This is a genomic window from Pseudomonas sp. 14A (assembly GCF_018132745.1).
In the GTDB taxonomy this organism is placed as follows: Bacteria; Pseudomonadota; Gammaproteobacteria; order Pseudomonadales; family Pseudomonadaceae; genus Aquipseudomonas; species Aquipseudomonas mercuritolerans.
The window spans coordinates 218,127-244,680 of the sequence record NZ_JAGRQJ010000015.1; the positions used below are offsets into that span (position 1 = coordinate 218,127).

At 59.8% G+C, this 26,554-nt stretch carries 28 protein-coding genes and 1 pseudogene; 5 read left to right on the plus strand and 24 right to left on the minus strand.

Translation table 11 applies throughout. The annotated features are described in order from the left end of the window. The first annotated feature begins 145 nt into the window (after positions 1-145). Positions 146-1,198, plus strand: coding sequence for an NAD(P)-dependent alcohol dehydrogenase (locus PS14A_RS17825; protein ID WP_212616875.1), 1,053 nt, complete (start codon positions 146-148; stop codon positions 1,196-1,198). Between the two features lie 9 nt (positions 1,199-1,207). On the opposite strand, the gene PS14A_RS17830 is transcribed toward PS14A_RS17825, so the two are convergent. From PS14A_RS17830 to PS14A_RS17875, 10 genes and pseudogenes are all read right to left on the minus strand, one after another. Continuing rightward, on the minus strand, positions 1,208-2,011 hold the full coding sequence (locus tag PS14A_RS17830) for an IclR family transcriptional regulator (RefSeq protein WP_016770958.1): 804 nt from the start codon (positions 2,009-2,011) through the stop codon (positions 1,208-1,210). 61 nt (positions 2,012-2,072) lie between these two features. Next, positions 2,073-3,382, minus strand: a pseudogene (locus PS14A_RS17835) (MFS transporter). A gap of 192 nt (positions 3,383-3,574) precedes the next feature. After that, the gene (gene dgoD / locus PS14A_RS17840) at positions 3,575-4,723 is read right to left on the minus strand and encodes a galactonate dehydratase (RefSeq protein ID WP_016770960.1); all 1,149 of its coding nucleotides are present in this window, start codon (positions 4,721-4,723) and stop codon (positions 3,575-3,577) included. A 61-nt stretch (positions 4,724-4,784) separates the two neighbouring features. Continuing rightward, the gene (locus PS14A_RS17845; RefSeq protein WP_212616876.1) at positions 4,785-5,405 is read right to left on the minus strand and encodes a 2-dehydro-3-deoxy-6-phosphogalactonate aldolase; all 621 of its coding nucleotides are present in this window, start codon (positions 5,403-5,405) and stop codon (positions 4,785-4,787) included. Between the two features lie 19 nt (positions 5,406-5,424). Beyond that, positions 5,425-6,414, minus strand: a complete 990-nt coding sequence (locus PS14A_RS17850) for a 2-dehydro-3-deoxygalactonokinase (protein WP_130911799.1) — start codon at positions 6,412-6,414, stop codon at positions 5,425-5,427. A gap of 282 nt (positions 6,415-6,696) precedes the next feature. Then, on the minus strand, positions 6,697-7,191 hold the full coding sequence (locus tag PS14A_RS17855) for a hypothetical protein (protein WP_016770963.1): 495 nt from the start codon (positions 7,189-7,191) through the stop codon (positions 6,697-6,699). A 6-nt stretch (positions 7,192-7,197) separates the two neighbouring features. Beyond that, positions 7,198-7,938 carry an alpha/beta hydrolase gene (locus PS14A_RS17860; protein ID WP_212616877.1) on the minus strand — a complete coding sequence of 247 codons (741 nt, stop codon included), beginning with the start codon at positions 7,936-7,938 and terminating at the stop codon, positions 7,198-7,200. Positions 7,939-7,944: 6 nt separating this feature from the next. Continuing rightward, positions 7,945-8,439 carry a PAAR domain-containing protein gene (locus tag PS14A_RS17865; RefSeq protein WP_212616878.1) on the minus strand — a complete coding sequence of 165 codons (495 nt, stop codon included), beginning with the start codon at positions 8,437-8,439 and terminating at the stop codon, positions 7,945-7,947. Further along, the gene (locus PS14A_RS17870; protein ID WP_212616879.1) at positions 8,436-9,098 is read right to left on the minus strand and encodes a hypothetical protein; all 663 of its coding nucleotides are present in this window, start codon (positions 9,096-9,098) and stop codon (positions 8,436-8,438) included. Before PS14A_RS17870 ends, PS14A_RS17865 begins: the two co-directional genes overlap by 4 nt. Positions 9,099-9,257: 159 nt before the next feature. Then, positions 9,258-9,737, minus strand: coding sequence for a GNAT family N-acetyltransferase (locus tag PS14A_RS17875; RefSeq protein WP_212616880.1), 480 nt, complete (start codon positions 9,735-9,737; stop codon positions 9,258-9,260). Between the two features lie 225 nt (positions 9,738-9,962). Here PS14A_RS17875 and PS14A_RS17880 point away from each other — a divergent pair, with 225 nt between their 5' ends. From PS14A_RS17880 to PS14A_RS17895, 4 genes are all read left to right on the plus strand, one after another. Beyond that, positions 9,963-10,616, plus strand: coding sequence for an HD domain-containing protein (locus tag PS14A_RS17880; protein WP_212616881.1), 654 nt, complete (start codon positions 9,963-9,965; stop codon positions 10,614-10,616). A gap of 108 nt (positions 10,617-10,724) precedes the next feature. Beyond that, on the plus strand, positions 10,725-11,069 hold the full coding sequence (locus PS14A_RS17885; protein ID WP_125917286.1) for a hypothetical protein: 345 nt from the start codon (positions 10,725-10,727) through the stop codon (positions 11,067-11,069). Between the two features lie 44 nt (positions 11,070-11,113). Continuing rightward, entirely contained in the window at positions 11,114-11,371 is a 258-nt protein-coding gene (locus PS14A_RS17890; RefSeq protein ID WP_130911805.1) for a hypothetical protein, read from the plus strand. A gap of 63 nt (positions 11,372-11,434) precedes the next feature. Continuing rightward, positions 11,435-11,815: a termination factor Rho gene (locus PS14A_RS17895; RefSeq protein WP_212616882.1), complete on the plus strand. Its 381-nt coding sequence runs from the start codon at positions 11,435-11,437 to the stop codon at positions 11,813-11,815. Positions 11,816-11,959: 144 nt separating this feature from the next. On the opposite strand, the gene PS14A_RS17900 is transcribed toward PS14A_RS17895, so the two are convergent. From PS14A_RS17900 to PS14A_RS17965, 14 genes are all read right to left on the minus strand, one after another. Continuing rightward, on the minus strand, positions 11,960-12,889 hold the full coding sequence (locus PS14A_RS17900) for a PfkB family carbohydrate kinase (protein ID WP_212616883.1): 930 nt from the start codon (positions 12,887-12,889) through the stop codon (positions 11,960-11,962). Next, a complete protein-coding gene (locus PS14A_RS17905; protein ID WP_212616884.1) occupies positions 12,882-14,348 on the minus strand; it encodes a cytosine permease in 1,467 nt (488 codons plus the stop codon). Before PS14A_RS17905 ends, PS14A_RS17900 begins: the two co-directional genes overlap by 8 nt. A 169-nt stretch (positions 14,349-14,517) precedes the next feature. Further along, positions 14,518-15,516 carry an ADP-ribosylglycohydrolase family protein gene (locus tag PS14A_RS17910; protein ID WP_212616885.1) on the minus strand — a complete coding sequence of 333 codons (999 nt, stop codon included), beginning with the start codon at positions 15,514-15,516 and terminating at the stop codon, positions 14,518-14,520. Beyond that, positions 15,513-16,226, minus strand: a complete 714-nt coding sequence (locus PS14A_RS17915) for a GntR family transcriptional regulator (RefSeq protein ID WP_016770970.1) — start codon at positions 16,224-16,226, stop codon at positions 15,513-15,515. The genes PS14A_RS17910 and PS14A_RS17915 overlap by 4 nt, the downstream gene beginning before the upstream one ends. Positions 16,227-16,498: 272 nt before the next feature. Beyond that, positions 16,499-17,473: an L-arabinose ABC transporter permease AraH gene (gene araH, locus PS14A_RS17920; protein WP_212616886.1), complete on the minus strand. Its 975-nt coding sequence runs from the start codon at positions 17,471-17,473 to the stop codon at positions 16,499-16,501. Between the two features lie 12 nt (positions 17,474-17,485). Continuing rightward, on the minus strand, positions 17,486-19,033 hold the full coding sequence (araG, locus tag PS14A_RS17925) for an L-arabinose ABC transporter ATP-binding protein AraG (protein WP_016770972.1): 1,548 nt from the start codon (positions 19,031-19,033) through the stop codon (positions 17,486-17,488). A gap of 53 nt (positions 19,034-19,086) precedes the next feature. Then, positions 19,087-20,091, minus strand: a complete 1,005-nt coding sequence (locus tag PS14A_RS17930; RefSeq protein WP_016770973.1) for a substrate-binding domain-containing protein — start codon at positions 20,089-20,091, stop codon at positions 19,087-19,089. 137 nt (positions 20,092-20,228) lie between these two features. Next, positions 20,229-21,047 (minus strand): SDR family oxidoreductase, encoded by an 819-nt coding sequence (locus tag PS14A_RS17935; protein ID WP_212616887.1) that lies wholly within the window; start codon positions 21,045-21,047, stop codon positions 20,229-20,231. A 270-nt stretch (positions 21,048-21,317) separates the two neighbouring features. Further along, the gene (locus tag PS14A_RS17940) at positions 21,318-22,193 is read right to left on the minus strand and encodes an SMP-30/gluconolactonase/LRE family protein (RefSeq protein ID WP_024013913.1); all 876 of its coding nucleotides are present in this window, start codon (positions 22,191-22,193) and stop codon (positions 21,318-21,320) included. Between the two features lie 133 nt (positions 22,194-22,326). After that, on the minus strand, positions 22,327-23,043 hold the full coding sequence (locus tag PS14A_RS17945) for a FadR/GntR family transcriptional regulator (protein ID WP_016770977.1): 717 nt from the start codon (positions 23,041-23,043) through the stop codon (positions 22,327-22,329). A 192-nt stretch (positions 23,044-23,235) separates the two neighbouring features. Then, positions 23,236-23,796, minus strand: coding sequence for a DUF1285 domain-containing protein (locus PS14A_RS17950; protein ID WP_016770978.1), 561 nt, complete (start codon positions 23,794-23,796; stop codon positions 23,236-23,238). Positions 23,797-23,810: 14 nt separating this feature from the next. Beyond that, positions 23,811-24,416, minus strand: coding sequence for a DUF4823 domain-containing protein (locus PS14A_RS17955; protein ID WP_024013915.1), 606 nt, complete (start codon positions 24,414-24,416; stop codon positions 23,811-23,813). A 128-nt stretch (positions 24,417-24,544) separates the two neighbouring features. Next, positions 24,545-25,513, minus strand: coding sequence for a radical SAM protein (locus PS14A_RS17960; RefSeq protein ID WP_122507586.1), 969 nt, complete (start codon positions 25,511-25,513; stop codon positions 24,545-24,547). A gap of 138 nt (positions 25,514-25,651) precedes the next feature. After that, on the minus strand, positions 25,652-26,290 hold the full coding sequence (locus tag PS14A_RS17965; protein ID WP_016770981.1) for a TetR/AcrR family transcriptional regulator: 639 nt from the start codon (positions 26,288-26,290) through the stop codon (positions 25,652-25,654). Positions 26,291-26,554: the final 264 nt, after the last annotated feature.

Here is a 26,554-nt window from a genome sequence, read left to right on the forward strand (position 1 = left end):
ATCGCAGATCCGCTGGCCAATGCGATCGCCGAAACCCGCATGCCGGAGGATTAGGCATGAGACCCGGAGAAATCGTCATGGCCGCACCCGCCTCTGGCGCCCAGAATTCACCGCCTCACTTGTCACTGTTTTTGCGAGGTCACCCATGTACACCGCCATCGGCTATGCCGCCCAATCGGCCACCACGCCCCTCGCCCCGATGAAATTCGAACGCCGTAGCCCGCGCGCCGACGACGTGGCGATCGAAATTCTCTACTGCGGCGTCTGCCATTCCGACATCCATCAGGCACGCAACGAATGGGGCATCGCCGTTTATCCGCTGATGCCTGGCCATGAGATCGTCGGAAAAGTCACCGCAGTCGGTGCGAATGTCACCCGTCACAAAGTAGGCGATCTGGTTGGCGTCGGCTGCATGGTCGACTCCTGCCGCAGCTGCGAAGCCTGCCAGGCGAACCTCGAGCAATATTGCCTCGAAGGCCCGACCATGACCTACGCCACCCCGGATCGGGTTGATGGCAGCAACACCATGGGCGGTTATTCGGACAGCATCGTGGTCAGTGAGCACTTCGTTGTGCGCATCCCCGAGAAACTGGCTCTGGCCAGCGCCGCACCGATTCTCTGTGCCGGTATCACCACCTACTCGCCGCTCAAGCACTACGGCGTCAAGGCCGGTGACAAGGTCGGGATTCTCGGCATGGGCGGCCTCGGCCATATGGGGATCAAGTTCGCCAAGGCCATGGGCGCTGAAGTGACGCTGTTCACCCGCTCGGCGAGCAAGGCGGAAGAAGGTCGCCGTCAGGGCGCCGATCACGTCATCGTCTCCACCGATGCCGAGCAGATGAAGGCCGCTGCCGGCTACTTCGACTTCCTGCTCGACACCATTCCGGTGCAACACGATTTGAACCCGTACCTCGACACCCTGCGTTTCGACGGCGTGCACATTCTGGTCGGGCTGATCGAGCCAGTGAACCCGCCCGTGCACGCCGGCAACCTGGTGATGAGCCGCCGCGTACTGGCCGGGTCCTTGATCGGTGGTATCGCCGAAACCCAGGAAGTGCTGGATTTCTGCGCCGAGCACAACATCACCTGCGACATCGAAATGCTCGACATCCGCCAGATCAACGAAGCCTACGCGCGGATGATTGCCGGTGATGTGAAGTACCGCTTCGTCATCGACATGGCGACGCTGAAGGCCTAAACCTTAGGGCTATACCTTCAAACCAAGCTCCGCCGACAGCCGGGTTGTGACCCCTTTGAGCAGGGGGATCAACTCGGCCATTTTTTCCAGCGGCATGTACGGCACGGTGCTGGCGATACTGATCGCCGCGACAATGCCCTTGCTCGCATCACGAATCGGCGCCGCCACGCAGCGGATCGACGGTTCGTTGTCTTCCAGATCGAACGCATAACCACCGGCGACATACTCGCCCATGCGCTGCTCCAGCTGCTCCCACGATTGCTGAGGATGCTGCGGCCAGAACTGACTCTTCCCACCTGCCGGCAGGCTGATGTCGTACAGCCGCCGCCAATCCTGCGGCGAATCATCGAGCATCAAGGCCTTGCCGATCCCGGTGCGCACCAGCGGCATGCGATGGCCGACCCGTGAGCGCATTTCCGGGCCGTTGCGTCCGGGATTCTTCAATAGATACAGCACTTCGTCGCCTTCGCGAATGCCCAAGTGCACGGTATCGCCGGTCAGTGCCGAGAGCTCGTCCAGATACGGCCCGGCCAACGTCACCAGCGGCAACTCTTCGCGGGCCTGAAAGCCCAGTTCGATCAGTTTCGGCCCAAGTAGATAACCGATCTGCGGCACCACGCGCAGATAACGCTCGTCGACCAGACAGCTGGCCAGACGATGGGTGGTGCTGCGCGTGGTGCCGATCAGCCGGGCGATCTCCTTGAGATCACGCGCGCCACTGGCCACTGCCTGCACCACACCGAGGCCGCGCAGCAGCGTCTGGGTGCCGGTGGGCGCGGCGTCCTTGGTTTTTTCCGGGGCGTCTTCCTGCATATCCAGCCTTTTACCGTTGAGCGAAGGAACGGGCGGCATTATGGTCGCCCGACGCAGAGCACTACAACTCGATACGCTCGACCTTGCCGACCAGCAGCACGTAGGACAAGGCGCCAACCAGCGCGAGCACGGCGATGTAGGTGATCGCCGGGGCGAACGAATCGCCGCTGGCGAGGAAGCCGATGACGATCGGCGTAGCGATCGCCGAGAGGTTGCCGATGAAGTTGAACACGCCACCGGTCAGACCGAGCAAACGCGCCGGCGCCAGCGTCGAGACCAGCGACCAGGTGATCGACGCCAGACCGTTGCCGAAAAATGCCAGGGCGAGGAAGGCAATCACCAGCGGCGTCGACTCGACAAAGTTGGCGCCGATGATCGAAGTCGAAATCAGCAGCCCGCCAATGATCGGCAACTTGCGCGCGAAGCCCACGGTGTAGCCACGCCGGATCAGGAAGTCGGAAAGAATCCCGAGCACAACACACCGACGAACGCGGCAAGAAATGGCAGCGATGCGAGCAGACCGGACTTGATGAAGTCCATGCCGCGATATTTCACCAGATAGGTCGGAAACCAGGTGAGGAAGAACCACAGCGTCGAGTTCAGGCAGAACTGGCCAAGGTAAATGCCCCACAACTTGCGCTTGCTGAGGACGATACTGAGATCGGTCCAGCTGAATTTGGCTTTGACCTTGGCCGCCTCGGCCTGGATATCGACCAGCCCGCCACCCTCACGAATCAAGTCGATTTCCGCTTCGTTGGTGCCTTTGAAATCGCGCGGCTCGCGATACACCGCGTACCAGATCAGCGCCCAGAGAATGCCCACCGCGCCGGTGGCGACGAACACCATGTGCCAGCCGAATGCATGTTGCAGCCACGCCAGCACCGGGGTCAGGAAGGCCAGACCGACAAACTGCCCGGAGGTGTAGAAACCGATCGCCGTGGCGCGTTCGCGCTCAGGAAACCAGGTGGTGACCACGCGGCTGTTGATCGGATAGGCCGGCGCTTCCAGCGCACCGACGGCCATGCGCAGCACGAACAGGGCGATGAAGCTGCTGACGAAACCGAGCATTACCGTGGCCACCGACCACAGCAGCAGCGCGACGCTGTAAAGGATGCGCGGCGGCACACGATCGACCAGCCAGCCGCCGGGGATCTGCATGGCAGCGTAGGTCCAGCCGAACGCGGAGAAGATCAGACCGACATGAACCGGATCGATGCCCAGCTCACTGGTCAGCGCCGGCGCGGCAATCGACAGATTGCTGCGGTCGAGGTAGTTGATGACCACGGTGATGAACAGCAACACCATGATGAAAAATCGCTTGCGGCTAGGCGTGACTAAAGACGCCTGCCCGGAGAGGGTGTGCGTTTGCATGAGAGATGCCTCTATTTATGTTTGTTGAGGTCATGACGCAGATCTCCTCTCCCTGGAGATCAAACTGTGGGAGCGACGGTGCGACGATTCGACCTGCTCGCGAAAGCGTTGGGTCAGTCACATGGATGGCGGATGTGACATTGCTTTCGCGAGCAGGCTCGCTCCCACAGGGATCAGTGCTGAATCAGGAGATCACCACTCGGCAAAGCTGCCATCGGCATGACGCCAGATCGGGTTGCGCCAGCGGTGGCCGACTGCCGCACGCTCGATCACGTACTCCTCGTTGATCTCGATGCCCAGCCCCGGGCCGTTCGGGATCTTGACGAAGCCTTGGTCGTAGTCGAAGACGCGCGGATCCTTCACATAGTCGAGCAAGTCGTTGCTCTCGTTGTAATGGATGCCGAGGCTCTGCTCCTGGATAAACGCGTTGTAACAAGCCGCGTCGAGTTGCAAACACGCCGCCAGGGCGATCGGGCCTAGCGGGCAATGCAGCGCCAGCGCGACGTCGTAGGCTTCGGCCATGTTGGCGATCTTGCGGGTTTCGGTGATGCCGCCGGCGTGGGAGGCATCCGGCTGGATAATGTCGACGTAGCCTTCGCTCAACACCCGTTTAAAGTCCCAGCGCGAGAACAGCCGCTCGCCGAGGGCAATCGGCGTGCTGGTCAGCGGCGCCAGTTCTTTCAATGCTTCGTAGTTTTCGCTGAGCACCGGTTCTTCGATGAACATCAGTTTGTACGGGTCGAGCTCCTTCATCAGCACCTTGGCCATCGGCTTGTGCACGCGGCCGTGGAAATCGACGCCGATACCGACGTTCGGCCCCACCGCATCACGCACGGCGGCAACGTTGGCCAGGGCGAGGTCGACTTTCTCGAAGGTGTCGAGGAACTGCAACTCTTCGGTGCCGTTCATTTTCACCGCCGTGAAACCACGGCTCACCGCTTCTTTCGCCGCACGCGCGGTGTCGGCCGGCCGGTCGCCGCCGATCCACGAATAGACACGAATCTTGTCGCGCACCTGGCCACCGAGCAGATCGCTGACCGACACGCCGAGGGCCTTGCCCTTGATGTCCCACAACGCCTGATCGATACCGGCCAGCGCGCTCATGTGGATCGCGCCGCCACGGTAGAAGCCGCCGCGATAGAGCACGGTCCAGATGTCTTCGATATTGCGTGGGTCTTTGCCGATCAGGTAGTCGGACAACTCTTCCACCGCAGCAGCTACGGTATGCGCGCGTCCTTCAACCACAGGCTCGCCCCAACCGGTCACGCCCTCGTCGGTTTCGACCTTGAGGAAGCACCAGCGCGGCGGAACGATGAAGGTCGTGAGTTTGGTGATTTTCATCTCTGCTCTCTTTGGTAAATGCAGCTTTTATTAGATGCAGCGCGCACAGCGCCAAAAAGTCTTAACGCAGGGCTTTCCAGGCAGCCACATAGGCCTTGGCATTGACCGCCACCTGCTCGGGCGTCATGCCCGGTTTGAACAGGCCGGAACCGAGACCGAAACCTTTCACACCGGCATCGATAAAGGCCTGCATGTTGTCCGGTGTGATCCCGCCGACCGGCGCCAGCACCGTGCCGGCTGGCAACACCGCGAGCCAGGCTTTGACGACTGCCGGGGTCATTTGCTCGGCCGGAAACAGCTTGAGAATGTCCGCACCCTCGGCCAGTGCGGCGAAGGCTTCGGTCGGCGTGGCCACGCCCGGCGACAGGTACAGCCCCGCCGCTTTCGCCGCGCGCAACACTTTGGCATCGCTGTGCGGCATGACGATCACTTGGCCGCCAGCCGCTTTGACCTGCTCGACCTGCTCGGGGCTGAGCACCGTGCCGGCACCGATCAGGCAATCGGCGGGCAGCGCATCACGCAGGATGCGGATACTTTCGTACGGCGATGGAGAATTGAGCGGTACTTCGATGACGCGAAATCCGGCGGAATACAGGACTTCTCCGACAGCCGCCGCTTCCTGCGGTTGCAGGCCACGCAGAATCGCGATCAGACCGTTTTGTGCCAATGCTTGCTTGAGCATGTCAGGCCTCCAGTCAGGGTTAACGGGATGAGGAATCGATCAGTCCGGCGGCGCGCGCCAGTTGCCACAGGCCACGCTCGGTGGCCTGCTCGGCCAACGTCACCTGAGCAAAGCCGCAGGCGTCGAGGGCACGGCGATATCGCGTGCACAGTTGCGCATTGCCGATGAGCACGATCGATGGAAGATTTGCTTGATTGCGCCGGCGCCGCTGCACATTGGCGAGCGCGGCCAGCTCATGGCCGATCATCAGGCCGGACAGATAATCCGCCTGAGCAGTCGGGCTCAGTTCACCGGTGAGGCCGAGGGTGCGGGCGCTGAACAGGGTCGACAGCACGCCGAGCTCGGCATCCGCCGACAGCGCGATTTGCACACCGCGGTCGAACGCCTGCGCATCGAAGGTCGGGCTCGGCTGCTGGGTACGGCCGAGGATGCTGTGTTCGCTGAGTACGGCGAAGACTTCGCCAGTCATGAACGTGTCGAAATGAGTGATGCGGCCATCGACCACTTCCACCCATTTCGAGTGACTGCCTGGCAAACCGATCAGCAGATCGTTACCGGCCTCGGCCGGCAGACTTTGCAGCACGCCGAGGACTTGGGTTTCTTCGCCGCGCATCACGTTGGGCAGACGCGAACGCTGAATCACGCCGGGGACGATATGCACCGGCGTACCGCGAAGACTGACAACGGTTTGTAGGGAATTTCCGAGATGGGCGACGTCGGCCGGCGTCTCGCAGTAAGCCGCCTCGCGCCAGCCCTGCGCACTGCCGACCATGCCGCAAGCGATCACCGGCAGATCCGGCTGCGCATCGAGCCAGTCACCGCAGGCCTCGTCAAAGGCCAGTTCAAACCCATCGGCGCATTCACGGCCGTGGATGATTCGCGGGGTCTTGGGCAACTGCATGATCCCGGACGACAGCGCACGCTGCTCCAGCACCACACCGTCCGCCGCGAGTTTGTAAGCACGTAATGAGGTCGTCCCCCAATCGAGCGCGATCAATTGCGCCTGCATCGCTTCACCTGTTTTGTTTTTGGCAGTGAGTGCGACGGACTATAAACCCGGGGGATTGGAAATCTCAATATATAAATATTGATCCCATATTATGGGAACCGTCGACAGTAACGGTATCACCTCGCTCAAAACGCCCCCCGGCTGCAAGGATGGCGATCGAATGCCGCGAAAGGCCGAGTCAGGCTTGCACGGACAAAAATGCAAGGTTCGCCATGCCGCTGCGGTCGGGAAATATTCAGGGAGAGCGGCCCTCGAAAGAGGCAAGGCCGGACGGGATATCTTTCATTTTGCATGGCCAGTTGTCAGCAAATCCGCGCTAGGTATCTGCATAATCTTGGAAAAATAGGTCTTGTATGTAGTGGAATGGACTCTATACACACAGGAAAAGGAATCTCTGGCTTTTAAAAAGGGATCCAGTGTTTCCCCTTTCAGGCGCCTTTCTCCCCCCTCATCGTCTACCGACTCGTCAAAAATGACATCTGCCCTATAAATTAACGAGTCAGGTGAAACCCTCTCGATAAACCCGAAGCCGGACTGTTTAATTCGGTGTGCCTGAGAAAAATCAAGATCACTTGTCAACGAGCAGACCAGCCCACGCCCTATAGACGACTTGAACAGGCCGAGAAGTTCCACGTCGGACTTGAAATAAACTTGATAAATTCCGGTAGTACGAAGCCGCTCTGTCTTTTCGTATTTAAGGTTAGCAATGGGCCGGCCATGATTCAAAGAACAAGCCGAGAGCACCGATATACATATTGCCAAGATCAAAACCTTCATAGGCTGTTACCCCTTGATCCATTTGAATATTGACTCCGCTACAATCTGTCGCGCTGACTTTCCACCGGGCAAGGCATGAGCATACATAAAGTTGGCATCTGCGTGATTGATATCGAGCCGCCCCATGACATTCGGCCCTTCGGAGATCTCCCATTGCTCACCGAAGTCTGCAACCAGATCTGACAGGTTCCAATCGACCGCAGCGGCCCTGATATTTACCCAATACTGCGCTTTAGGCTTGGGAACCTGACGATATATTTTCGAAATACCATATACGATTTTGCCGTGTCCTACGGGATCCAGGGTCACCAAAATTTTTATTTTGAAACCGCGCTCGGTTAAAATGGCAGACAAATGAGCACCGTTCCAGCCACCCAAACTGTGGCCGATGATATAAATCGCAGTATTGCAACTTGGAATTTTTCGAATAACGTTACGCTCCAGATCCTCCTCACTCATAAATGAGTTATAACCAAGGGGCAACGTCGTACAAGATTTCTGTATCTCCAGCGCTTCGATGTCCGCGTCGACCATGTCTCGCACATAGTCGACATTGTGATTGGGACCATCAACGTAATACCGTTCCTGATCGCCAGCTCCACCAACAAGAAAAACCATTGCATCGCGGATGCTTACTGTTACTTGCTTGACCGATTGATCTGTCTTGCAAGTAAGTGTATGACTCACGGGATCCCTTTTCGCCATTGCCGGTGGTGGAGCCTCCGCTGTTGCACTTCCATTTGCCATCTCTAATTACTCCACAAATAATTTAATCGTCTCAGCCAGGTGCGAACTGACGGTATGGGTAAATCCCGCCGCATCCGTCACGCCAGACTCTTCACTGCCGTCACCCCGCTGAATGATGTAAGGGTGATAAGAGACCGGCTCTCCGGTGTCCTGATTGACTACTTGAAACCTGTCAGTGAAATGCACCGGCATCGGCAGCAACCCGCTAAACGCGGCCCCTCCCCCGCTCTGGCCGATAATCACCGTACCTGAGCCACCGATCACGACATTGCCATGCCCACCAGTGCTGTCGAGCATCGCGGCATTCAGGCCGTTAATGAAAACAGTGCCGGAGACCGCTCCGGTGATAGGGCTGCCACACGCTGATTTATCGGTCATGCGTGCAGCAGCGAGGCCATCGAAAAACACGTCCGGCGAGCCGGAGACAATCGGGTTGGTGCCGTGACCTGGCAGTGGGCAGGCGGTTGGGTCGGTGACGCGAGCTGCGGGTTTACCACTCAATTCAAAGCTCCTTGCTTAAGGGATGCCGGGGATGGCTGATAGATGTCGATGTCGGTCGCGGCAAAGCGCCAGCGATTGTCGACCGGGTCGAACAGAGCATGACAATGCTCACGGCTTTCAGACGATGTCGCGGTTTGTATGGCACGCCAGGCTTCGTCGGCTTGCCACCTCAACTCGGCAGGCGTTACATCATCAAGTTCGTTGAGCCAGGCGTTGTAGTTGCGCAGGTGATTGCGCTCGAAAGTCGATTGCAGCAAGTCGCCCATTTCCACGCCAAGGTCCAGATGATGTCTGGAGGTCCAGCGCCCCACTTCGGAGTAGACGTGCCAGCCCATCGGGATCAACGCACCGTTTTTCAACAGAGAATGGCCGGCGAGAGCGACGAAGCCGCAACAGATGTGCAGCATCAGCCAGCCTTGATGAGCGTCGATAATCGCTGTGGGATCAAAGGTTCTCAGCGCTTCCACACGGTATTCGCCGAGGCCGGCGCTGCGCGACATCAACTCGGCGTCGAGCCGCGACACGAAAGCCCGAATAGCCAGGCCGCCGGTGCGCTGGGCCATGCAGAGAATTTCGACAGCCTGTCGATTCGGGTCGTCAGAAGAGCCGGTAGTTTTCACCAGACCATACAGACGCATGGACGCCTGCAGTCCGCTCATAGCTGGTCACTCATTGACGCAGCGAGGGCTCCACAGGCGCGGAGAAATTTTGCCAGATACATTGCAGGTGTCGTCCATGAGCGCGCAAAAATGGCGCACAGAATGCCGGACTAGAGCAGTGGCGACAACCGAATCAGCAGTAGATTGCCATCATTGTGCTCAGCCCTCGGCAAATTCGCGCAACACCTTGCCATCCATGCGATACCGCACCCACTCCTCCTGCGGTTGCGCACCGAGCGACTTGTAGAATTCGATGGCCGGCGTGTTCCATTCCAGTACGCTCCATTCGAAGCGGCCGCAGTCGTTGGCGCAGGCGATTTTTGCCAGGTGGCGCAGCAGGGTTTTGCCGGCGCCGCCGCCACGTTGTTCGGGGGTGATGTAGAGGTCTTCGAGGTACAGGCAATTGCTGCCCAGCCAGGTCGAGTAACTGAAGAAGAACACCGCGAAGCCGATCGGCAAGCCGTCGCGCAGGCAGATCAGGCCGTGGGCGGTGGCGCCGTCGCCGAACAGGCTGCGTTCGATGTCAGCGACGCTGGCGATGACTTCGTGACGGGCCTTCTCGAAATCTGCCAGTTCGGTGATGAAGGTGAGGATTTGCGGCGCATCGCTGGGGGTCGCCGGGCGGATTTCGATCGTCATGGACGGGCCTTGTGTGCAAATTAAAGCGCCATACTAAGGCGCGCAGCGGCGCTCGTCACATGGCAAACATACTGACCTGCCCAATTTGCTGAACACTGTTGCCCTTGTGGGAGCGAGCCTGCTCGCGGAAGCATTCTGTCAGTTGAATCAACGTCTGACTGAAATGACGCTTTCGCGAGCAGGCTCGCTCCCACAGTTGATACCGCACATTCTGAAAGGATGCTTATGACCGTTAACTGTTTTGCGCCGATGGAAGCACTGGCGTCAGCGCTACTCTCACATGCACTGGAACCCTCGGATGACGGCGCCCACGACCTCGCCCACCTGCAACGGGTCTGGCATAACGCCCGCACCCTGCATGCAACCGAAGGCGGCGATCTCGAAGTCTTGCTGGCAGCCGTGCTGCTGCACGACTGCGTAGCGGTCGAAAAAAACTCACCATTGCGCGCGCAGGCTTCGCGTCTGGCAGCGGACAAAGCCTCATCCGTGCTGAAGGAAATGAATTGGCCCAACGAGAAAATCAGCAACGTCGCCCACGCCATCGAATCCCACAGTTTCTCTGCCAACATCACCCCAATCACGCTCGAAGCGAAAATCGTCCAGGACGCCGATCGCCTCGACTCGCTGGGCATGCTCGGTGTTGCCCGAACCTTCTATGTGGCCGGGCGCATGGGCTCGGCGCTGTACGACCCGCAGGATCCCGAAGCGCTTGAGCGTGAGTACGACGACACGCGTTTTTGCCTCGATCATTTCCAGACCAAACTGCTGCATCTGGCCGACGGTTTTCAAACGGTGACCGGTCAGCGCCTGGCACAGATTCGTCATCAACGACTGAAGGGTTTCATGGAGCAGTTCAAGGAGGAAATTGGCATCGTCTGAACAGCAGACACGCGCCCCTGGCGAAGACCGTTCGTCGATCATCAGGCACCAATCCGTCACCAGGGCTGACCAACCCAGTGTAAGGATTCCAATCACTGGAGAAGCCCTATGATCCCGTCAAGGTTGACCGCTTTCGTCTTCAGCGCCCTGCTCTGCCCTGCGGTGTTCGCCGCCTCGTCCACGGCAGCGGGCACTGGCCCTACCGATCCGACCCCGCCACGCGCGCCTGCTATCAACAGTGCCCCCGGAATGAATACCGATGGCTCCGGTGTGCCGCTGATCAATCAGCCACCCGCCACCGGGACCGACCCGCGCACCCAGGGCAGCGATCCGGGGCGTCAGGGCGGCATGAACACGCCTGACTCTCCTGCCACTGCGCCTGACAATGCCGGCCCCGGTGTCGGCTCGAAAACCACCACCGGTGGCTCCGGTTCCGAAGGTGCCGGTCAGTAGTTCGCCGACGCGAGCGCCCTATTCACTCCCATGAAGAGGTAACCATGAACGTCGACAAAGACCTGGAAAAAGAAGTTCTCACCCGCCTGCTGCACGCCCATCCCAACGGCCTGGGCAAGGAGGTGCTGGACAATTACCGGGGCGAGAAAGTCGTGGCCAGCGCCCTCGCCTCGCTGCAGGATCGCGGGCTGATTCACCATGGTCATGTGACCTTGAGCGAAGCGGGCGAACACTCGCTGAACCTGCCGATCAAGCTCAGCGCGGCTGGCGTAGAAGCCGCACAGAAACTCGATCAGCAATAGTTCCGAAGCCGCTCGCTGCAGGCGTGGCGAGCGGTTGAATCTGCACACAGGAGGAGAAATCCCATGCCTCGTGGAAGCAAAGACAAATACACCAGCGAACAGAAGCGCAAAGCCGAGCACATCGAAGACAGCTACGAGAAAAAGGGCGTGTCGAAAGATGAGGCTGAGGCTCGCGCCTGGGCCACGGTCAACAAACAATCCGGCGGCGGCGAGAAGTCCGGTGGCTCGGGGCGCAAGAAGCCCGCCAGTGCCAAGTCGGAAGATCGCAAAGAGTCATCGCGCCGCGCGGTGGCCAGCCGCAAGGGCCATTCACGCAACAGCGAGACTTCGAAGGATACGCAGACTGTCGATAGCCTGATGAAGGAAGTCCGAGCGAAGAATATTCCGGGGCGCTCGTCGATGCGCAAGCAGGAGTTGATTGAGGCGTTGCGCAAGGCGAGTTAGAACGCCCCCCCTGTAGGAGCTGCCGAAGGCTGCGATCTTTTGCTTTTCAAGATCAAAAGATCGCAGCCTTCGACAGCTCCTACAGGAGATTTGTGTAAGACACAGATTCAATGTGGGAGTGAGCCTGCTCGCGATAGCCATTTATCAGCCGCCGCAGGACTCGCGGATAAACGCATCCACCTCCGCCGTACCCGGCGATGTCGCCGGTCCCCAGCGAGTCACCGCCAGTGCCGCTGCCGCATTGGCCCGCCGCGCCGCTTCCGGTGCCTCCAACCCCTGCGCCAATCCAGCAACAAACACCCCGGCATGCGCATCACCGGCGCCATTGCTGTCCACTGCTTTGACAGCAAACCCCGGCACTTGTCGACGCTCGCCACGCTGCTGTATCCAGCAACCCTGCGGCCCGTCGCGCACCACCATCAGCACATTTTCCGGCAGCAGTTCCGCGAGCCGATCCATTGCCGCGCCAGTTTCATCAGCTCCGGTAAACCGCAGCGCCTCGACGCTATTGCTGGTCCACACATCAATGCGCGGCAGCAACGTCTGCATCATTGGCGCATCGGGCGACTCCACCAACGGCCCCGGGTCGAACACCACATTGACCGACGCCGGCAGCGCCAGCGTCCAGTCGAGCAACGCCTGCGCCTTGCCCTCATGCAGCAGACTGTAACCGCTGAGATAAACGTAATCGCCGGGCTCGACAGCCACGCTGTTCAAATCGTCCTCGGTCACCTCACCTTCAGCGCCGATATAGGAAATGAAACTGCGCTCAGCCGAGGCATCGGTCAGCGCCACGCACAGACCGGTATCGCGCTCGGCCGGTTCGCGGATGCCGATGCCGATACCTTCCGCCTGCATCGCTTGGCGCGCCAGGTCACCGAAACGTCCTGTGCCATGGCGACCGAGATAGACCACCGGCAGGCCGTTGCGCACCGCAGCGGCCATCACGTTGAAACCGCCGCCGGCTTCGAAACCCGCCGACTGCGCCAGCACGTCGCCGCCAATTTGCGGCAGTTTATCCACGGCCATGACCAGGTCGATGATGACCTGGCCGGTGTGCAACATCTTAGGCATGAGCATTCTCGGATTGCGCGGCGCGGCGATCTTTAGCACCACCAAGTATCAGGTAAATGCCACCGGCGACGACGAAGGTCACGATCCAGCCGAGGCCGTTGTGGCCCAGCCAGGAGTCGGACAAAAAGCCCTTGAACCAAACGTTTTCCGCCGTGGTGCCGATGGTGGTAAAGCTGAAACCGAGGACGATGGCGATCGCCCAGGCGCCAAACGCGCGCCACTCGATGCCGCCGCGATACCAATAGGCGCTGCTCGGGCTGACGTCGAGCAGGTCCTTGGGGCTGTAGTAGTGACGGTGAATCAGATCGACGACAAAAATCCCCACCCATGCGGTGATCGGCACTGCCAGCAGGGAAATGAAGGTGATAAACGGGCCGTAGAAACTGTCGGCGATCAGCATGAAGTAGATCGAGCCCGCAAAGATCGCGACGATGTCGACCACCACTGCGTAGACCCGTTTGACCTTCAGGCCCAGGGTCAGCGTGGTCAGGCCGGCGGAGTACACCGACAGGTTGTTCGACAGCAGCAGACCGCCGAACGCGGTGATCAGGTACGGCACGGCCATCCACGTCGGCAGCATGTCGCGGATCGCCACGATCGGATCAGTCGCCGACGCCAGATCATTGTTGCCCACCGACAACAAGCCGCCGAGAGTGATCAGCAGCACCAGCGGAATGCCCGCGCCGAACGCCGCCGACGCCACCAGGCGTACAGCCTTGACGCTGCGATGCTGATAGCGCGACATGTCAGCGCCAGCGTTGGCCCAACCGATACCGGTGCCGGCGGCCATGGTGCCAATGCCGATGATCATTGCGCTCAGCGGTGCTGGCGTGGCGTTGAACACCGCACTCCAGTCGATGGTCGCGCAGAGGAAACCACCGACGAGAATGTTCAGCGCGCCGAACACGTACGTCGCCCACTTCTGGATCACCAGCAGGGTCGCGTGGCCGAGGCCGGACACCGACAAGGTCAGCAGGACGAAGATGGCGATAAAGATCAGCGTCAGTATCGGCGCACTTTTCGCCTCGACCGGCGAGCCGAACAGGATCGAACACAGCGACAGCAGCACGAACGCGGCGGTGGTGGTGTTGACGGTTTCCCAACCCAGACGCGACATCAGCGAAACCAGCGTCGGGCCGATGTTGCCGCGCACGCCGAAAATTGCCCGGGACAGCGTCAGACTCGGCGCGCGGCCACGACGCCCGGCAATCGAAATGATCCCGACCACGGCAAACGAACCCGCGGCACCAAGAATCGCGACGATGATCGCCTGCCAGATCGCCAGCCCGCGAAACGCCACCAGCGTGGCGCCCAGCGGCAGGCCGAGGATGGAAATATTCGCCGCAAACCAGACCCAGAACAGTTGCAGCGGATGACCGTTGCACTCCGCCTCCGGCACCGGCTCGATGCCCCGGGTTTCCAATTGCCCGACGCTTTGCCCGGCGGTTGATGAACTCATGAAAAATGCTCCTGTTGCCATTCTTGTGTTTATGGGCAATTGAATACCTGCACCTCTCCCCTGTAGGAGCTGCCGCAGGCTGCGATCTTTTGATCTTGATTTTCCACCGACCTGAAGACTGTTGAAGATCAAAAGATCGCAGCCTTCGGCAGCTCCTACACTGGGTTCCTCAGCGTAGGGTGAGGAGTCCTTTTACAAGGGGTTCCAGCTCCAGCTGATTAACAGCTTTCACCGTCTCGATCATCGGCTGCGGCCAGCACTCAAGCCCCAGGCAAGCCCCGAGCATGGCGCCGAGAATCGCCGCGATGGTATCCGTGTCGCCGCCCAGGCTGGCAGCCATGCATAACGCTTCGAATGCCGTCATTTCACCGATGGCCACTTGCTGGGCCAGGGCGAATGAAACCACCACCGACTCCTGCGAAGCCACCGATGTGCCGATTACGTCGTAGAGCAGATCCGCCAGCAGCGCCTTGTCGCTGTCGACACTGATGCTGCGCGCCCAGCTGATGCGCGAGGCGATGCGCCCGCCGGCCACCCAATGCCCGTGCGCTTCGGCTTGCTGAGCGATCTGCTGGCCAAGGTTCAGCGCCTCGCCGAGATCGACGTCATTGATGCCAGCGGAGACCACCGCCGCCACCGCCGCCGCACTGGAAATCCCCAGCGTGGTGTTATGCGTCACTTGGCAAGCCTGCACGACCGCCGCGATGAAGCGCTGCGGATCGGCCACGTTCGCGGCAATGCCCACCGGGGTGATGCGCATCGCTGCGCCGTTGGTGGTGCCGTAGCGCCCGGCTTCTTCCGGGGAATGCCCGGCGAGGATCATTTCAATGGCGCGTTTGGTCGAGGGGCCGAGCAAGTCCTGCGAGCCCTTGGCCTGCATCTCGGCTTCCCATTCGATCAAGCGCTGGGCGAGAACCGCCGGCTCGATACGGCCGTGACCTTCGACCAATAACTCGCCGACCAGGATCGCCTGCTCGGTGTCATCAGTGATGGAGCCTTTGGGCATGTTCGCGGCGATCGGTTGCAAGGGACCTGCGTCCTGCAGATCAGTGATCTGGCCGAAGCGCGCCTTGATCGTTTCGCGATCAAGCGATTGCGTCGGCATGCCCAGCGCGTCACCTAGGGCCAGACCGTAGAAAGCGCCAAGCGCATGGTTGAGCGCGGTCATTTCGATTCTCCGAATTGCAGGTGCAGACGAAAGTGCACCGGGTCGAGCAGGCTTTCAACCTGCTCCATGAAACGGTTCTGCCGGTCGTAGGTGGTGCGCAGGGCTTTGAGAAACACCGTGCCGACCGGACGGCCGAGCAGCTCGGCGTCTTCGGCATTCAGCGGCTCGGCGCCGATCCACTGATCGCCTCGCTCGCCGATATAGCCGTAGGCGGCCAGGGTGATGGTCAGGGAATTGTCGATCAGACCGACGCGCGGCAGGCTTTCCAGGCCGCCGTTGGCCGGCATCAAGGATCGTTCGAGAGACACCAGCGTACCGTCGGTGGCGCGGCGGCGACGGTCGAGAGTGATGAATTGGTCGGTGCCGAAACGCACCAGCAGATCTGGCCGCGTCACCGCTTCGAGACGCAACACTTCGGTATTGATCAGCGCCCCGCTGTCGGCCAGCGCCTGCGCCCAGCCGCTGCGCTGATCCAGCGCGACGCCGTCGAAAGTGACGATGGAACCGACACCGCTCTGCGTGGCGATGTAATTACGCCGCTTCAGTTCGGCCAGCGCCTCACGCAAGGTGCCACGGCTGACCTGGAATTCCTGAGCCAACTGATGTTCGCCGGGCAACAGAAAGCCGTCCTCCATGAGGCCGCTTTCGATGCGTCGGACGAGCTCGTCGACCACCCTTTGTTTCTTGTCGAATCGTACCTGTCTAATCATGTACAAATTGATAACCGAAACGGTGCGTGGCGGGCAACAAAAATTTGAGGGAGGTGACCGATGGGAAGAGCAAAATCAAAAGCCCCTCACCCTAGCCCTCTCCCGGAGGGAGAGGGAACTGATTGGGGAGTGCTCAGGAAATGCGCCGAACTGATGTTGCTTTAGCGAACCCACAATCGACCCGATCTTTCAGGTCGATGTAGAACGCAAGACACCTCGGTCGGCCCCCTCTCCCTCCGGGAGAGGGCTGGGGTGAGGGGTAGCTTTTGACGTTAGCGCTGTTTCAAGCGGTCGATGACCACGGCCAGCAACAGAATCGAACCCCGAATCACATACTGATAAAACGTATCGATGTTCTTCAGGTTCATCGCGTTCTCGATGATTGCCAGAATCAACACCCCGGCAATCACATGGCGGATCATGCCGATGCCGCCGCTCAGCGAAACCCCGCCCAGCACGCAAGCCGAGATCACCGTCAGTTCAAAACCCTGACCAATCATCGGCTGCCCGGAAGTCATCCGCGAGGCCAGAATCACACCCGCCAGCGCACCGATCAAACCATGCACGGCGAAGATGATGATCTTGGTCCGGTCAACGTTCACACCCGCCAGCAGCGCCGCTTCCTGGTTGCCACCGATGGCCATGGTGTTGCGCCCGTAGGTGGTGTAGTTCAGCAGCCAGCCGAAGAACAGGAAGCAGACAATGGTGATCAGGATCGGCACCGGCACCGGCACGCCGAACAGCTGGCCGTTACCGAAGACGAAGAACGATTCCTGCGACACACCGACCGCTTTGCCGTTGGCAAAAATATAGGCCAGACCGCGAACGATCTGCATGGTCGCCAGCGTCGTGATCAACGCATTGACGCGCAACTTGGCAATCACGATGCCGTTGATCAGACCAACGATCAGGCCCATCACCAGCGCCGCGCTGACCCCGAGGAACACGCTGTTGGTGTCACGCATCACCACCGCCGCGACCACGCCGGCACAGGCGATCACTGAGCCGACCGAGAGGTCGAAGTGCCCGGACGCCAGGCAATAAAGCATGGTGCACGCAGCGATGCCGGTGGTGGAAATCGCCAGACCCAGACCGCGCATGTTCAGCGGCGAGAGGAAGTTGTCGATCAGCAAGGTGCAGGCGACAAAGATGCCGATCGCCGCCAGCAGCATGACCCAGTCATCGAGGAAGCGCCGCAGGTCCAGCGGTTTGCGCTCGGTCGGCAGGGTTTCGTTTTGCGTAGTCATCATAGTCACCTCTCAGTTCGCCACGCCGTCAGCGCGGTGGCGTGGCAAAGCCAGTTGCAGCAGGTTGGATTCATTGGCCTGGTCGCGGCTGACTTCGCCGCGCAGGGCGCCTTCGCACAGCACCAGGATGCGGTCGGAAATGCCCATCACTTCCATCAGATCGCTGGACACCACGATCACCGAAATACCGTCGGCGGCGAGGTTATGAATGATCTGGTAGATCTCGGCCTTGGCGCCGATATCGATGCCACGGGTCGGTTCGTCGAGCAGCAGGACTTTCATCGGCATCGACAGCCAGCGACCGAGAATGGCCTTTTGCTGATTGCCGCCGGAAAGGAACTTGATCTGCTGGCCGGCGTGCGGGGTTTTTACTTTCAGGGCCTTGATCTGCTTGTCGGCGTTGCCCTTTTCCCACAGACCGCGGATCAGGCAGCCGAGCCCGGAATGCGCACCACGGGCACTGATGTTGATGTTCTCGGCGACACTGGCCAGGGGGATGATGCCTTCCTTTTTGCGATCTTCCGGGCACAGCAGAATGCCGGCGGCAATCGCGTCACGGGGCGAGCGCAGTTTCAGCTCATGACCGCGCAATTCGAGACGGCCGGCGGTGTTGCGTTCCAGGCCGCTGAGCAGGCGAAACAGCTCGGTGCGCCCTGCCCCGACCAGCCCGAACAGGCCAAGGATTTCGCCCTTGTGCGCTTCGAAACTGATCGGCTCGCGCAGGCCCGGGCCGAGCAAACCATCGACCTTCAACGCCACGGCGCCACGCGGGCGATGGCGGTAATCGTAGATGTCCTGAATGTCGCGACCGACCATGCAGGTCACCAGTTGATCGTGGGTCAACTGGCTCATGTCCTCAAAGGTACGCACGTAGCGGCCGTCCTTGAACACGGTGACGGCGTCGCAAATGCGGAAGACTTCTTCCATGCGATGGGAAACGTAGAGCACCACTTTGCCCTCGTCGCGCAGACGACCGATGATCGCCATCAACCGGTCGATCTCGCGCGCCGAGAGGCTGCTGGTCGGTTCGTCGAAAGCGATGACGTGGGCGCCGCGCGACAGCGCCTTGGCGATTTCCACCAATTGCCGCTGGCCGAGGGACAAGCGTCCGACCTTGGTTTGCGGATCGATTTCGTCGGCCAGGCCTTTCAGGCAATTCAAGGCTTTCTGGCGCAGTTCACTGCGATTGATCAAGCCGAAACTGGCCGGCAGATGGCCGAGAAACAGGTTCTCGGCCACAGTCATTTCCGGGACCAGATGCAGTTCCTGGTGAATCACCGCGACGCCGCTGCCGATGCTGTCAGCGGTGGACTTGAACGCCATCGCCTGCTCGCCGATCTGCAGCTCGCCGCTGCTCGGAATGTAAGCACCACCGAGGATCTTCAGCAGGGTCGATTTGCCCGCGCCGTTCTCGCCCATCAAGGCATGAACCTGACCGGGGTGGGCGACGAAGCTGATGCCGTCGAGCGCTTTCACGCCGGGAAAGGTCTTGCCGATCCCGTTGAAGCGCAGGCTACCGCTGGCGCCGTGTTGTTCTTGTGTCTGTACTTGCGCGTGCATAAAGCCACCTCTTCACACCGAAAAACGGCCCGGCTGCCCGGGCCGTCGTTGCCTCAGTTCCACAAGCCGATTTTTTCCAGCTCTTGCTTGAAGTTTTCGCGGGTGATCAGGGTGACGTCATCCATGGCGGTGTACTTCGGCGGCTCTTTGCCGGCGGTGATCCACTCGTACATCATCTCGGCGGTCTTGTAGCCTTCGATGTGCGGGCTTGGCAGCATCGAACCGAAGAAGCCGCTGTTAGGCTTTTTCAACTCGCCGATGGCGTCGGTGCCGTTGATGCCGATGCCGATCACGTTGCTCGCGGCAAACCCGGCCGCTTCGGTGGCGCGCACGCCGCCGAGCACGGTGTTGTCGTTCATGCCGCCGATGATCAGGTTTTTCGCCGCGCTCGGCAGTTTCACCAGCGCCGAGTTGGTGGCGTCCATGCTGCCCGGTACGTCGAGGGTTTTCAGTGCGGCGAAGAGGATGTGGTCCTCGGGCATGCCGGCCTTCTTCAGGGCATCGACCGAACCGTCGGTGCGCTTCTTGCCGGTGTCGAGTTCGTTGTAGGTGTTGACCACCGCGTAGGTGTCTTTCCAGTCCCAGTTACGCTTCTTCGCTTCGGCAGCCATGGCGGCGCCCTGCTTCTGGCCGACTTCAAACGCGGCCATGCCCAGGTACGGCACGTCTTCCATGAACTTGCCGTTGGCATCGACGAAACGGTCGTCGACGGCAATCACTTTCAAGTCGTTGATCTTGGCTTTGGCCATGATGGCCGGGCCGAGGGACACGTCAGGCGGGCAGATCACAAAACCCTTGGCGCCGTTGGCGGCCAGACTATCGATGGCCGAGAGGGTCTTCTCGCCATCCGGCACGGCGATCTTGATCAGTTCAAAGCCTTTGTCCTTGGCGGCTTTTTCGGCAAAAGCCCATTCGGTCTGGAACCACGGTTCTTCGGCCTGCTTGACCAGAAAACCGATCTTCACCGCGTCGGCGGCGAGCAGCGCACTGCTCAGGCTGAACGCAGTGACCGCCAGGGCAGTGCTGCACAGGGTACGAATCCCGAAACGACGTTTCATCAGATGACTCCTTGTTATTTTTTTTGAGCAAGGTTTGAAAAGCGTTGAAGCGTGTTCTCAGTGAAGCTGTTTGAAAATAGTCATATCGTATGATGATTGGATTTCAAGCGTAGTTCAGCGCTGGAAATCCGTTTTATTCAGTCGTGGTACATCACCGAGCGACCACCATCGATGGTGATGCACGAAGCATTGATAAACGGTGCCTCATCGCTGGCCAGAAACACCGCGGTCATTGCCACTTCGATCGGCTGGCCGATGCGCTTGGGCGGATGCAGGTCGAAGGCGCGCTGCCGTTCGGCGTGTGGGTCGGCAAAGCCGTTCCAGTAGTCGACGTTCAGTTGCGTTTCGATGTAGCCCGGCGCGATGGCGTTGACGCGAATGCCTTTGGCCGCGTATTCGATGCCGAGGGCGCGGGTCAGGCCGAGCAAGCCGTGCTTGGCCACCGGGTACGGAAAGCAGCCGGGAATGATGTGGCTGGAATGGGTCGAGGCGATGTTGATGATGCTGCCGACGCCCTGCTCGATCATTTGTGGCAGCACGGCTTTGCAGCCGTACCAGGCGCCATCCAGATCAATGGCGAAGCAGCGGTGCCAGTCTTCTTCGGTCATCTGCAAAGGATCGCGGAACACATTGACCCCGGCACAGTTAACCAACACATCGATGCGGCCATGCAATTCCACGGCGCGTCGGGCCAGGGCATGCAGATCCTGCTGATTCGATACGTCGACCTTGAGCGCCTGTACGTCATGGCCCTGATCGCGCCAGTGAGCGGCGACCTGCTCGACCTTGTCGGCCTGGATATCGCTGATGAGTAATCTGGCTTGCTGCGAGGCGAACGCGGCAACGATGGCTTCGCCGATGCCCTGAGCGGCCCCGGTCAGCAGTACGACCTTGTTTTTCAGGCGCTCGCCTTTCGGCGGCGCCGGCACCGCTGGCAATGTCAGCGCTTCAGCCATGGCTCAGGCCTCCCGTACGCAGGCGCAAAGAAACCGGGCATCGGTTGATGTCCGGTTATGACGGCTGGGGAAAACAAACAGGCAAGCGTCGCCGCCGGCATCAAGCCGTGACGAAAGGCGGATCCCGCTTGCGCGGGCGAGAAGAATTCGCTGCATCACTTCACCTGTTTTGTTCTTTTTAAGTGTGAGTGCGTGTTACTGCTGGAGCCGACTATAAACCCGACCGCCAAATAATCTCAATATATAATTTTGCATCCCATATTTTGGGATTTAACCAGCAAAACGCGTACAGAGTTTTCCTGCAACATCAACGCGCATGCTCAGCACCGCACCGTCCAGAGGATGATTCAGCGGGCTCTTCGCGCTGGTGATGAACAGGGTTTTCAAGTCTTCGCCACCGAAAACGCAACTGGTCGGGCGACTGACCGGCAAATCGATTTTACGATCGACCTGCCCGTCCGGCGTCAGACGCAACAGGCAACTGCCGTCCCAGCGTGCATTCCACACGTAGCCTTCGGCGTCCATCGCCGAGCCATCGGGACCACCGTGTTGATCGGACGAGTAAAACACCTGCGGCGCATCAAGACTGCCGTCGGTGCGGATGAAATATCGATTGAGCGTGCTGTCGAGGCTTTCACCAAACAGCAGCGTGGTGCCGTCGTCACTCCACAGCAGGGTGTTGGGAATGCCCAGACCGAGCAACAGCGGTGTCACGCGCTGATCGGGATCGATACGGAACAGGCCACCGGAACGGCGCACCAGCGGCAGATCCTCGCCGTGCTCGCCGATGTTGTTCTGCATGGTGCCCAACCACAACCGGCCCAAGGCATCGCAACGGGCTTCGTTGGGGCGGTTGCCCGGTTGCGGGTCGGCGACGCAGAACAGTGTCAAGCGTGGCTCAAGCCCGGGCGAATCGAGATCCAGCCGATAGACACCGCTGCTCAGCGTGACCAACGCATCGCCGCTGGCGCAAGGAATGAAGGCGGAGATGTGCTCGGGCATCTGCCAGATCTGCACGTTCTGACCGATCAGGCGCAACGCTTGTTTACCGGCGATATCGACCCAGTACAACGCTTGGGTCGGCGCATCCCAGAACGGGCCTTCGCCGAGTTGCGCGCGGTGTTGGGTCAGGGCGGTGAACGGCATATCAAGTCCTTCTGAGTTGTTGTTTTACTGTGGGAGCGAGCTGGCTCGCGAAGGCGGAGTGTCAGTCAATGATGATTTATCTGACCTGACGCATTCGCGAGCAAGCTCGCTCCCACAGGATGTCTCGACATTTTCAGCTAGCTTTTCTACTGGCCATGACTTTCGGGTAAAAGCGTTTTATCGCCAGGTCGGCGTTGTCGATCAAGGTCATGCACGCCCACACGCCACGGGTCGAATCGCGCGCGGCGATGGCATCGGCCATGTCTTTATGGATCGGCAAGGTGCGGCGCAGTTCATCGGGGTCGGCGGCGGAGACTTCGAATGACACCGCCAGCAACGCGCCGAGGGCCGGGACCATTTGTTCGATGAACTGATTATGGCTGGCGGCCAGGATGCATTCGTGGAAAGCCTGGTCGGCACGGTTGTAATCGATGCCACTGTCAACGGCACGTTCCAGTGCGTTGAAAGCCAATTGCACCGCTTCGATCTGCTCCGGCGTTGCGCGCTCACAGGCCCAGCGCACCGCCATCGGCTCGATGGTGCGGCGCAAATCCAGCAGGTCATCGACGAAGTTTTCCGGCAAGCCGTTGCGCGATAGCCAACCGACCACTTGCGGATCGAACAGATTCCAGCGCCGGACCGGCAACACTCGCGTGCCGACTTTCGGCCCGACTTCGAGCATGCCTTTGGCGACGAGGGTTTTGATGGCTTCGCGAATCACCGTGCGGCTGACACCAAGCTGCTCGCCCAGATCCGCCTCGACCTTGATGGTCTGCCCCGGCTTGACCTGACCGGCAGCAATCCAGCTGCCCAGCCAGTCAACGGTCGACGCATGAAAGCTGCTGGACATGAACACCTCAAGGCGAATCGCGATGGGTGCCTACGCTAATCATCATACGATTAACAGTCAATCGGATTTTTTCAGCTTGCACAAACCATTGTGGGAGCGAGCCTGCTCGCGAAAGCGCCGTGTCAGTCAACATTGCTGGCGACTGATACAGCGCATTCGCGAGCAGGCTCGCTCCCACATTTTGATATTGTGTCAGGGCTCCAGGCCGATGCGAAAGAATTCGCCGCCACTCCACACGCCCAACCAGCGCTGGCCATCGATCTCGCGGCTCACCGCCAGTTCCACCAACTGGTAAAACACATTGCGGTGAATCAGCGCTTCAAGGTTGCTGCGCACATGCACATAAGGCGCAGGCTCCTGGGTCTCAGGATCGATCTCCACGCGGATGGGATGTTCAGCCCCCGCCTCGATGGTCTCCTCGACGTTGCTGGTAAAGCGCAAAACCTGCGCCTCGCCCTCGCCTTGCACTTCCACGGCAACCGCCACGAACGGCGCGTCATCGACCTTGATGCCGACCTTCTCGACCGGAGTGATCAGGAAATAATCATCGCCGTCGCGGCGGATGATGGTGGAGAACAGTTTGACCATTGGCTTGCGCCCGATCGGCGTGCCCAAGTAGTACCAGGTGCCGTCGCGGGCGATGCGCATGTCGATGTCGCCGCAGAAATCCGGGTTCCACAAATGCACCGGTGGCAGGCCTTTGGTCTTGGGGATCTGCCCCAGCAGGTCATTGGCTGTTTGCGGGTCACTCATGGCGTACTCCTTGATTACTGGTCGCCGATCCCCAGCAGGCTGCGTGCGTATTGCGCCAGTGGCGGACCGATGAGGTCTTCGGGTTTGGAGTCATGGAACGTCAGTAAACCGCCACGACTCTTGATCCGTGCAGTATCAATCAAATACTGGGTGCTGGTCTCGATCAACATGATCTGAATCACGCCGCCATCGATACCGAGGCGATCCACGGCTTCTTGATCCAGCCACTCGTCAGAGTTGCCGATGCGGTCGTCAGCCTTGGCGAAACGTGTGTACAGCAGATAATGCGCGCCGGCATCACGGGCTTCGCCCATGGCCTGGTCGAGGCCTTCCGGCGCACGGGCGCGGCGGACCATCGGGAAGTATTCGACAAAGCCCTTGAAGGCTTCTTCGGCGACCACGTTTGGCCGTGGATAAGAACCACCTGGCGGTGCGAACGCGCCCTGGGCGATGAAGATGAACGAGTCCGGCTGGATGCGGATATTGTTCACCCGGCGGCTGTCGCTGTGGTCCAGAAGCCCCGCATCGCTCATGTGATAGCGAGTGCCTTCGGCCATATCGCTGACATTCATGCAGCCGCCAAGCGCCAAAACGGCCAGCAGCAAAACCAGGCTACGCATCCTATTCCTCCAGAAGCCGGTGTCGGAAAACCGGCGAATGGCCGTTGGATGCAGCTTTTGCGCCAGCTCGGCAAATTCAGTAAAAGGCTTTCCCCTGTGGGAGCGAGCCTGCTCGCGAAAGCGGCCGATCAGCCGCCAATAATCTTCATGACAGTAGCGCCGCCAGAGAACGCCACCTCCTGCTTGTCACCCAACGCCTTGACCAGCAAACGTTGCAGCGCCGGCAATGCCTGATGACGCGGCTTGTCGAGCAGATCGCCGACATAGTGGCGGTTGCTCGACGACAAACAGCCATGCAGCCAACCGGTCGATGACAGGCGCAAGCGCGAACAGGTGCGGCAGAACGGCACGCTTTCGTTGGCGATCACCCCGAAATTGCCGCGACCGGGAATCGAGTAGCGCACAGCGGTCGCATCCACTGGTGCGTCGGTCTGGGCGTATTCATAGCGCTCGCCAATCAGGCCGAGCAACTGCTCAAGGCTGACGAACTGCTGCAGGAAGGCATTGGAATCCTTGGCCAGGTGGCCCATGCGCATCAGCTCGATGAAGCGCAGTTCGAAGCCGCGCTCCAGACAGTAATCAAGCAACGGCATGACCTGATCGAGGTTCTGCCCGCGCAACGGCACCATGTTGACCTTGATCTTCATCCCGGCGGCGGCAGCCTGATCCATGCCATCGAGCACGCTGGCCAGATCGCCGCCACGGGCGATGCTGCGAAAAGCAGCGGCATCGAGGGTATCGAGGGAAACGTTGATCCGGCGCAGGCCGGCATCGACCAGCAGCGGCAGTTTTTTCGCGAGGAGTTGACCGTTGGTGGTCAGGCTGATGTCGTCGAGGCCCATCTGGCCGACGGCAGTCATGAACGATTCGAGTTTGGGGCTGACCAGTGGCTCGCCGCCGGTGATGCGCAGGCGCTCGATGCCGGCGGCTTCGATCAGGTATTCGACGCCGCGTGCCATGGCTTCGGCCGACAGTTCATCCTGCGCAGCGACCAACCGCTTGCCGTTGGGCACGCAGTAGGTACAGGCGTAATTGCAGGCAGAGGTCAGGCTGATGCGCAGATTGCGAAAACGCCTGCCTTGACGGTCAACGATCATGAAACACTCCGGCGAAAGAAAATCGAGCGAGCAAAACTTGACTGAGAAATCAGGTTTTAGCAAGCCCTATGCCTGAGTATATTCCTGCGCTATTGCGCCATGTTGCGAAAACACGGCGCAATCAGCCCGCTGAATGACTTATGTGCTCGGGGTTTCCGGGTCGCGCTTGCGCTTGTTGCCCATGCGCACGCCGATGTCCATCAGGAACTGGAAAAAGCCTTCCTGATCTTCCAGCACGTTGCTCCAGAACGGCGAGTGATACAGCGCCACCGCGCCGTGCACCAACGCCCAGGATGCGCAGTAGTGGAAGTACGGCGGCACGTCTTCGAGCTTGCCTTCGCTGATGCGCCCCTTGATCAGCAGCGTCAGGCGTTCGAAGTTCGAGGCACGGATCTTGTGCAGCTCCTCGACCATCTCCGGCACCTGATTGCCCTTGACCACTTTCTCTTCGAGGCGGTCGAACAGGCGATAGCGCTGCGGGTCGCGCATGCGGAATTCGAAGTAGGCGCGCGACAGAGCTTCCTTGTCCTTGTCGACATCCGCCGAATGCAGCAGCTCGTTCAGATCGCGCTCGTAGTCGAGCATCAGGCGCAGGTAAATCTCGGCCTTGGATTTGAAGTGCTTGTAGATCGTGCCTTTGCCGATACCCACGGCATCAGCAATCATCTCGACGGTGACACTGTCTTCACCCTGGTCGAGGAACAGCTTGAGCGCGGTATCGAGAATTTCCTGCTCGCGGCGACGAAATTCACGGACCTTACGAGGTTCTTTATGCATAAGAAAAAGGTCTGAAGGGTCAAAATTCGAAGCCGCGTATTATGCCTAACTTGCGCAAAAAAGCACGGTTCATCGACCAAATCTGTGTTTCTTGTTCATTTCGAGAACGATTCAGGTGCAATGAGAACTCAACTGAAGCAAACGTATTCCAAATTTGTTTAAAAACCCCGACCGGCTCACTGGACTGCACGCCAGACTGATCAATACTTGAACTGTCGGGCGACATCTCCCCCAAGTGTCGCGCCGGTAAAGGTACCAACGGAC

Coding starts and splice junctions, on each gene's coding strand:
- PS14A_RS17860 (WP_212616877.1), bottom strand. CDS start 7,938: ATGGCAAATGGAAGTGCAACAGCGGAGGCTCCACCACCGGCAATGGCG.
- PS14A_RS17900 (WP_212616883.1), bottom strand. CDS start 12,889: ATGCCTAAGATGTTGCACACCGGCCAGGTCATCATCGACCTGGTCATG.
- PS14A_RS17850 (WP_130911799.1), bottom strand. CDS start 6,414: ATGCAGGCGCAATTGATCGCGCTCGATTGGGGGACGACCTCATTACGT.
- PS14A_RS17875 (WP_212616880.1), bottom strand. CDS start 9,737: ATGACGATCGAAATCCGCCCGGCGACCCCCAGCGATGCGCCGCAAATC.
- PS14A_RS17965 (WP_016770981.1), bottom strand. CDS start 26,290: ATGCATAAAGAACCTCGTAAGGTCCGTGAATTTCGTCGCCGCGAGCAG.
- PS14A_RS17845 (WP_212616876.1), bottom strand. CDS start 5,405: ATGCTCAAGCAAGCATTGGCACAAAACGGTCTGATCGCGATTCTGCGT.
- PS14A_RS17890 (WP_130911805.1), top strand. CDS start 11,114: ATGAACGTCGACAAAGACCTGGAAAAAGAAGTTCTCACCCGCCTGCTG.
- PS14A_RS17880 (WP_212616881.1), top strand. CDS start 9,963: ATGACCGTTAACTGTTTTGCGCCGATGGAAGCACTGGCGTCAGCGCTA.
- PS14A_RS17830 (WP_016770958.1), bottom strand. CDS start 2,011: ATGCAGGAAGACGCCCCGGAAAAAACCAAGGACGCCGCGCCCACCGGC.
- araG (WP_016770972.1), bottom strand. CDS start 19,033: ATGCACGCGCAAGTACAGACACAAGAACAACACGGCGCCAGCGGTAGC.
- PS14A_RS17910 (WP_212616885.1), bottom strand. CDS start 15,516: ATGACCGCGCTCAACCATGCGCTTGGCGCTTTCTACGGTCTGGCCCTA.
- PS14A_RS17950 (WP_016770978.1), bottom strand. CDS start 23,796: ATGAGTGACCCGCAAACAGCCAATGACCTGCTGGGGCAGATCCCCAAG.
- PS14A_RS17935 (WP_212616887.1), bottom strand. CDS start 21,047: ATGGCTGAAGCGCTGACATTGCCAGCGGTGCCGGCGCCGCCGAAAGGC.
- PS14A_RS17945 (WP_016770977.1), bottom strand. CDS start 23,043: ATGTCCAGCAGCTTTCATGCGTCGACCGTTGACTGGCTGGGCAGCTGG.
- PS14A_RS17885 (WP_125917286.1), top strand. CDS start 10,725: ATGATCCCGTCAAGGTTGACCGCTTTCGTCTTCAGCGCCCTGCTCTGC.
- PS14A_RS17930 (WP_016770973.1), bottom strand. CDS start 20,091: ATGAAACGTCGTTTCGGGATTCGTACCCTGTGCAGCACTGCCCTGGCG.
- PS14A_RS17915 (WP_016770970.1), bottom strand. CDS start 16,226: ATGATTAGACAGGTACGATTCGACAAGAAACAAAGGGTGGTCGACGAG.
- PS14A_RS17895 (WP_212616882.1), top strand. CDS start 11,435: ATGCCTCGTGGAAGCAAAGACAAATACACCAGCGAACAGAAGCGCAAA.
- PS14A_RS17855 (WP_016770963.1), bottom strand. CDS start 7,191: ATGAAGGTTTTGATCTTGGCAATATGTATATCGGTGCTCTCGGCTTGT.
- PS14A_RS17940 (WP_024013913.1), bottom strand. CDS start 22,193: ATGCCGTTCACCGCCCTGACCCAACACCGCGCGCAACTCGGCGAAGGC.
- PS14A_RS17825 (WP_212616875.1), top strand. CDS start 146: ATGTACACCGCCATCGGCTATGCCGCCCAATCGGCCACCACGCCCCTC.
- PS14A_RS17905 (WP_212616884.1), bottom strand. CDS start 14,348: ATGAGTTCATCAACCGCCGGGCAAAGCGTCGGGCAATTGGAAACCCGG.
- PS14A_RS17870 (WP_212616879.1), bottom strand. CDS start 9,098: ATGAGCGGACTGCAGGCGTCCATGCGTCTGTATGGTCTGGTGAAAACT.
- PS14A_RS17955 (WP_024013915.1), bottom strand. CDS start 24,416: ATGCGTAGCCTGGTTTTGCTGCTGGCCGTTTTGGCGCTTGGCGGCTGC.
- araH (WP_212616886.1), bottom strand. CDS start 17,473: ATGACTACGCAAAACGAAACCCTGCCGACCGAGCGCAAACCGCTGGAC.
- PS14A_RS17960 (WP_122507586.1), bottom strand. CDS start 25,513: ATGATCGTTGACCGTCAAGGCAGGCGTTTTCGCAATCTGCGCATCAGC.
- dgoD (WP_016770960.1), bottom strand. CDS start 4,723: ATGAAAATCACCAAACTCACGACCTTCATCGTTCCGCCGCGCTGGTGC.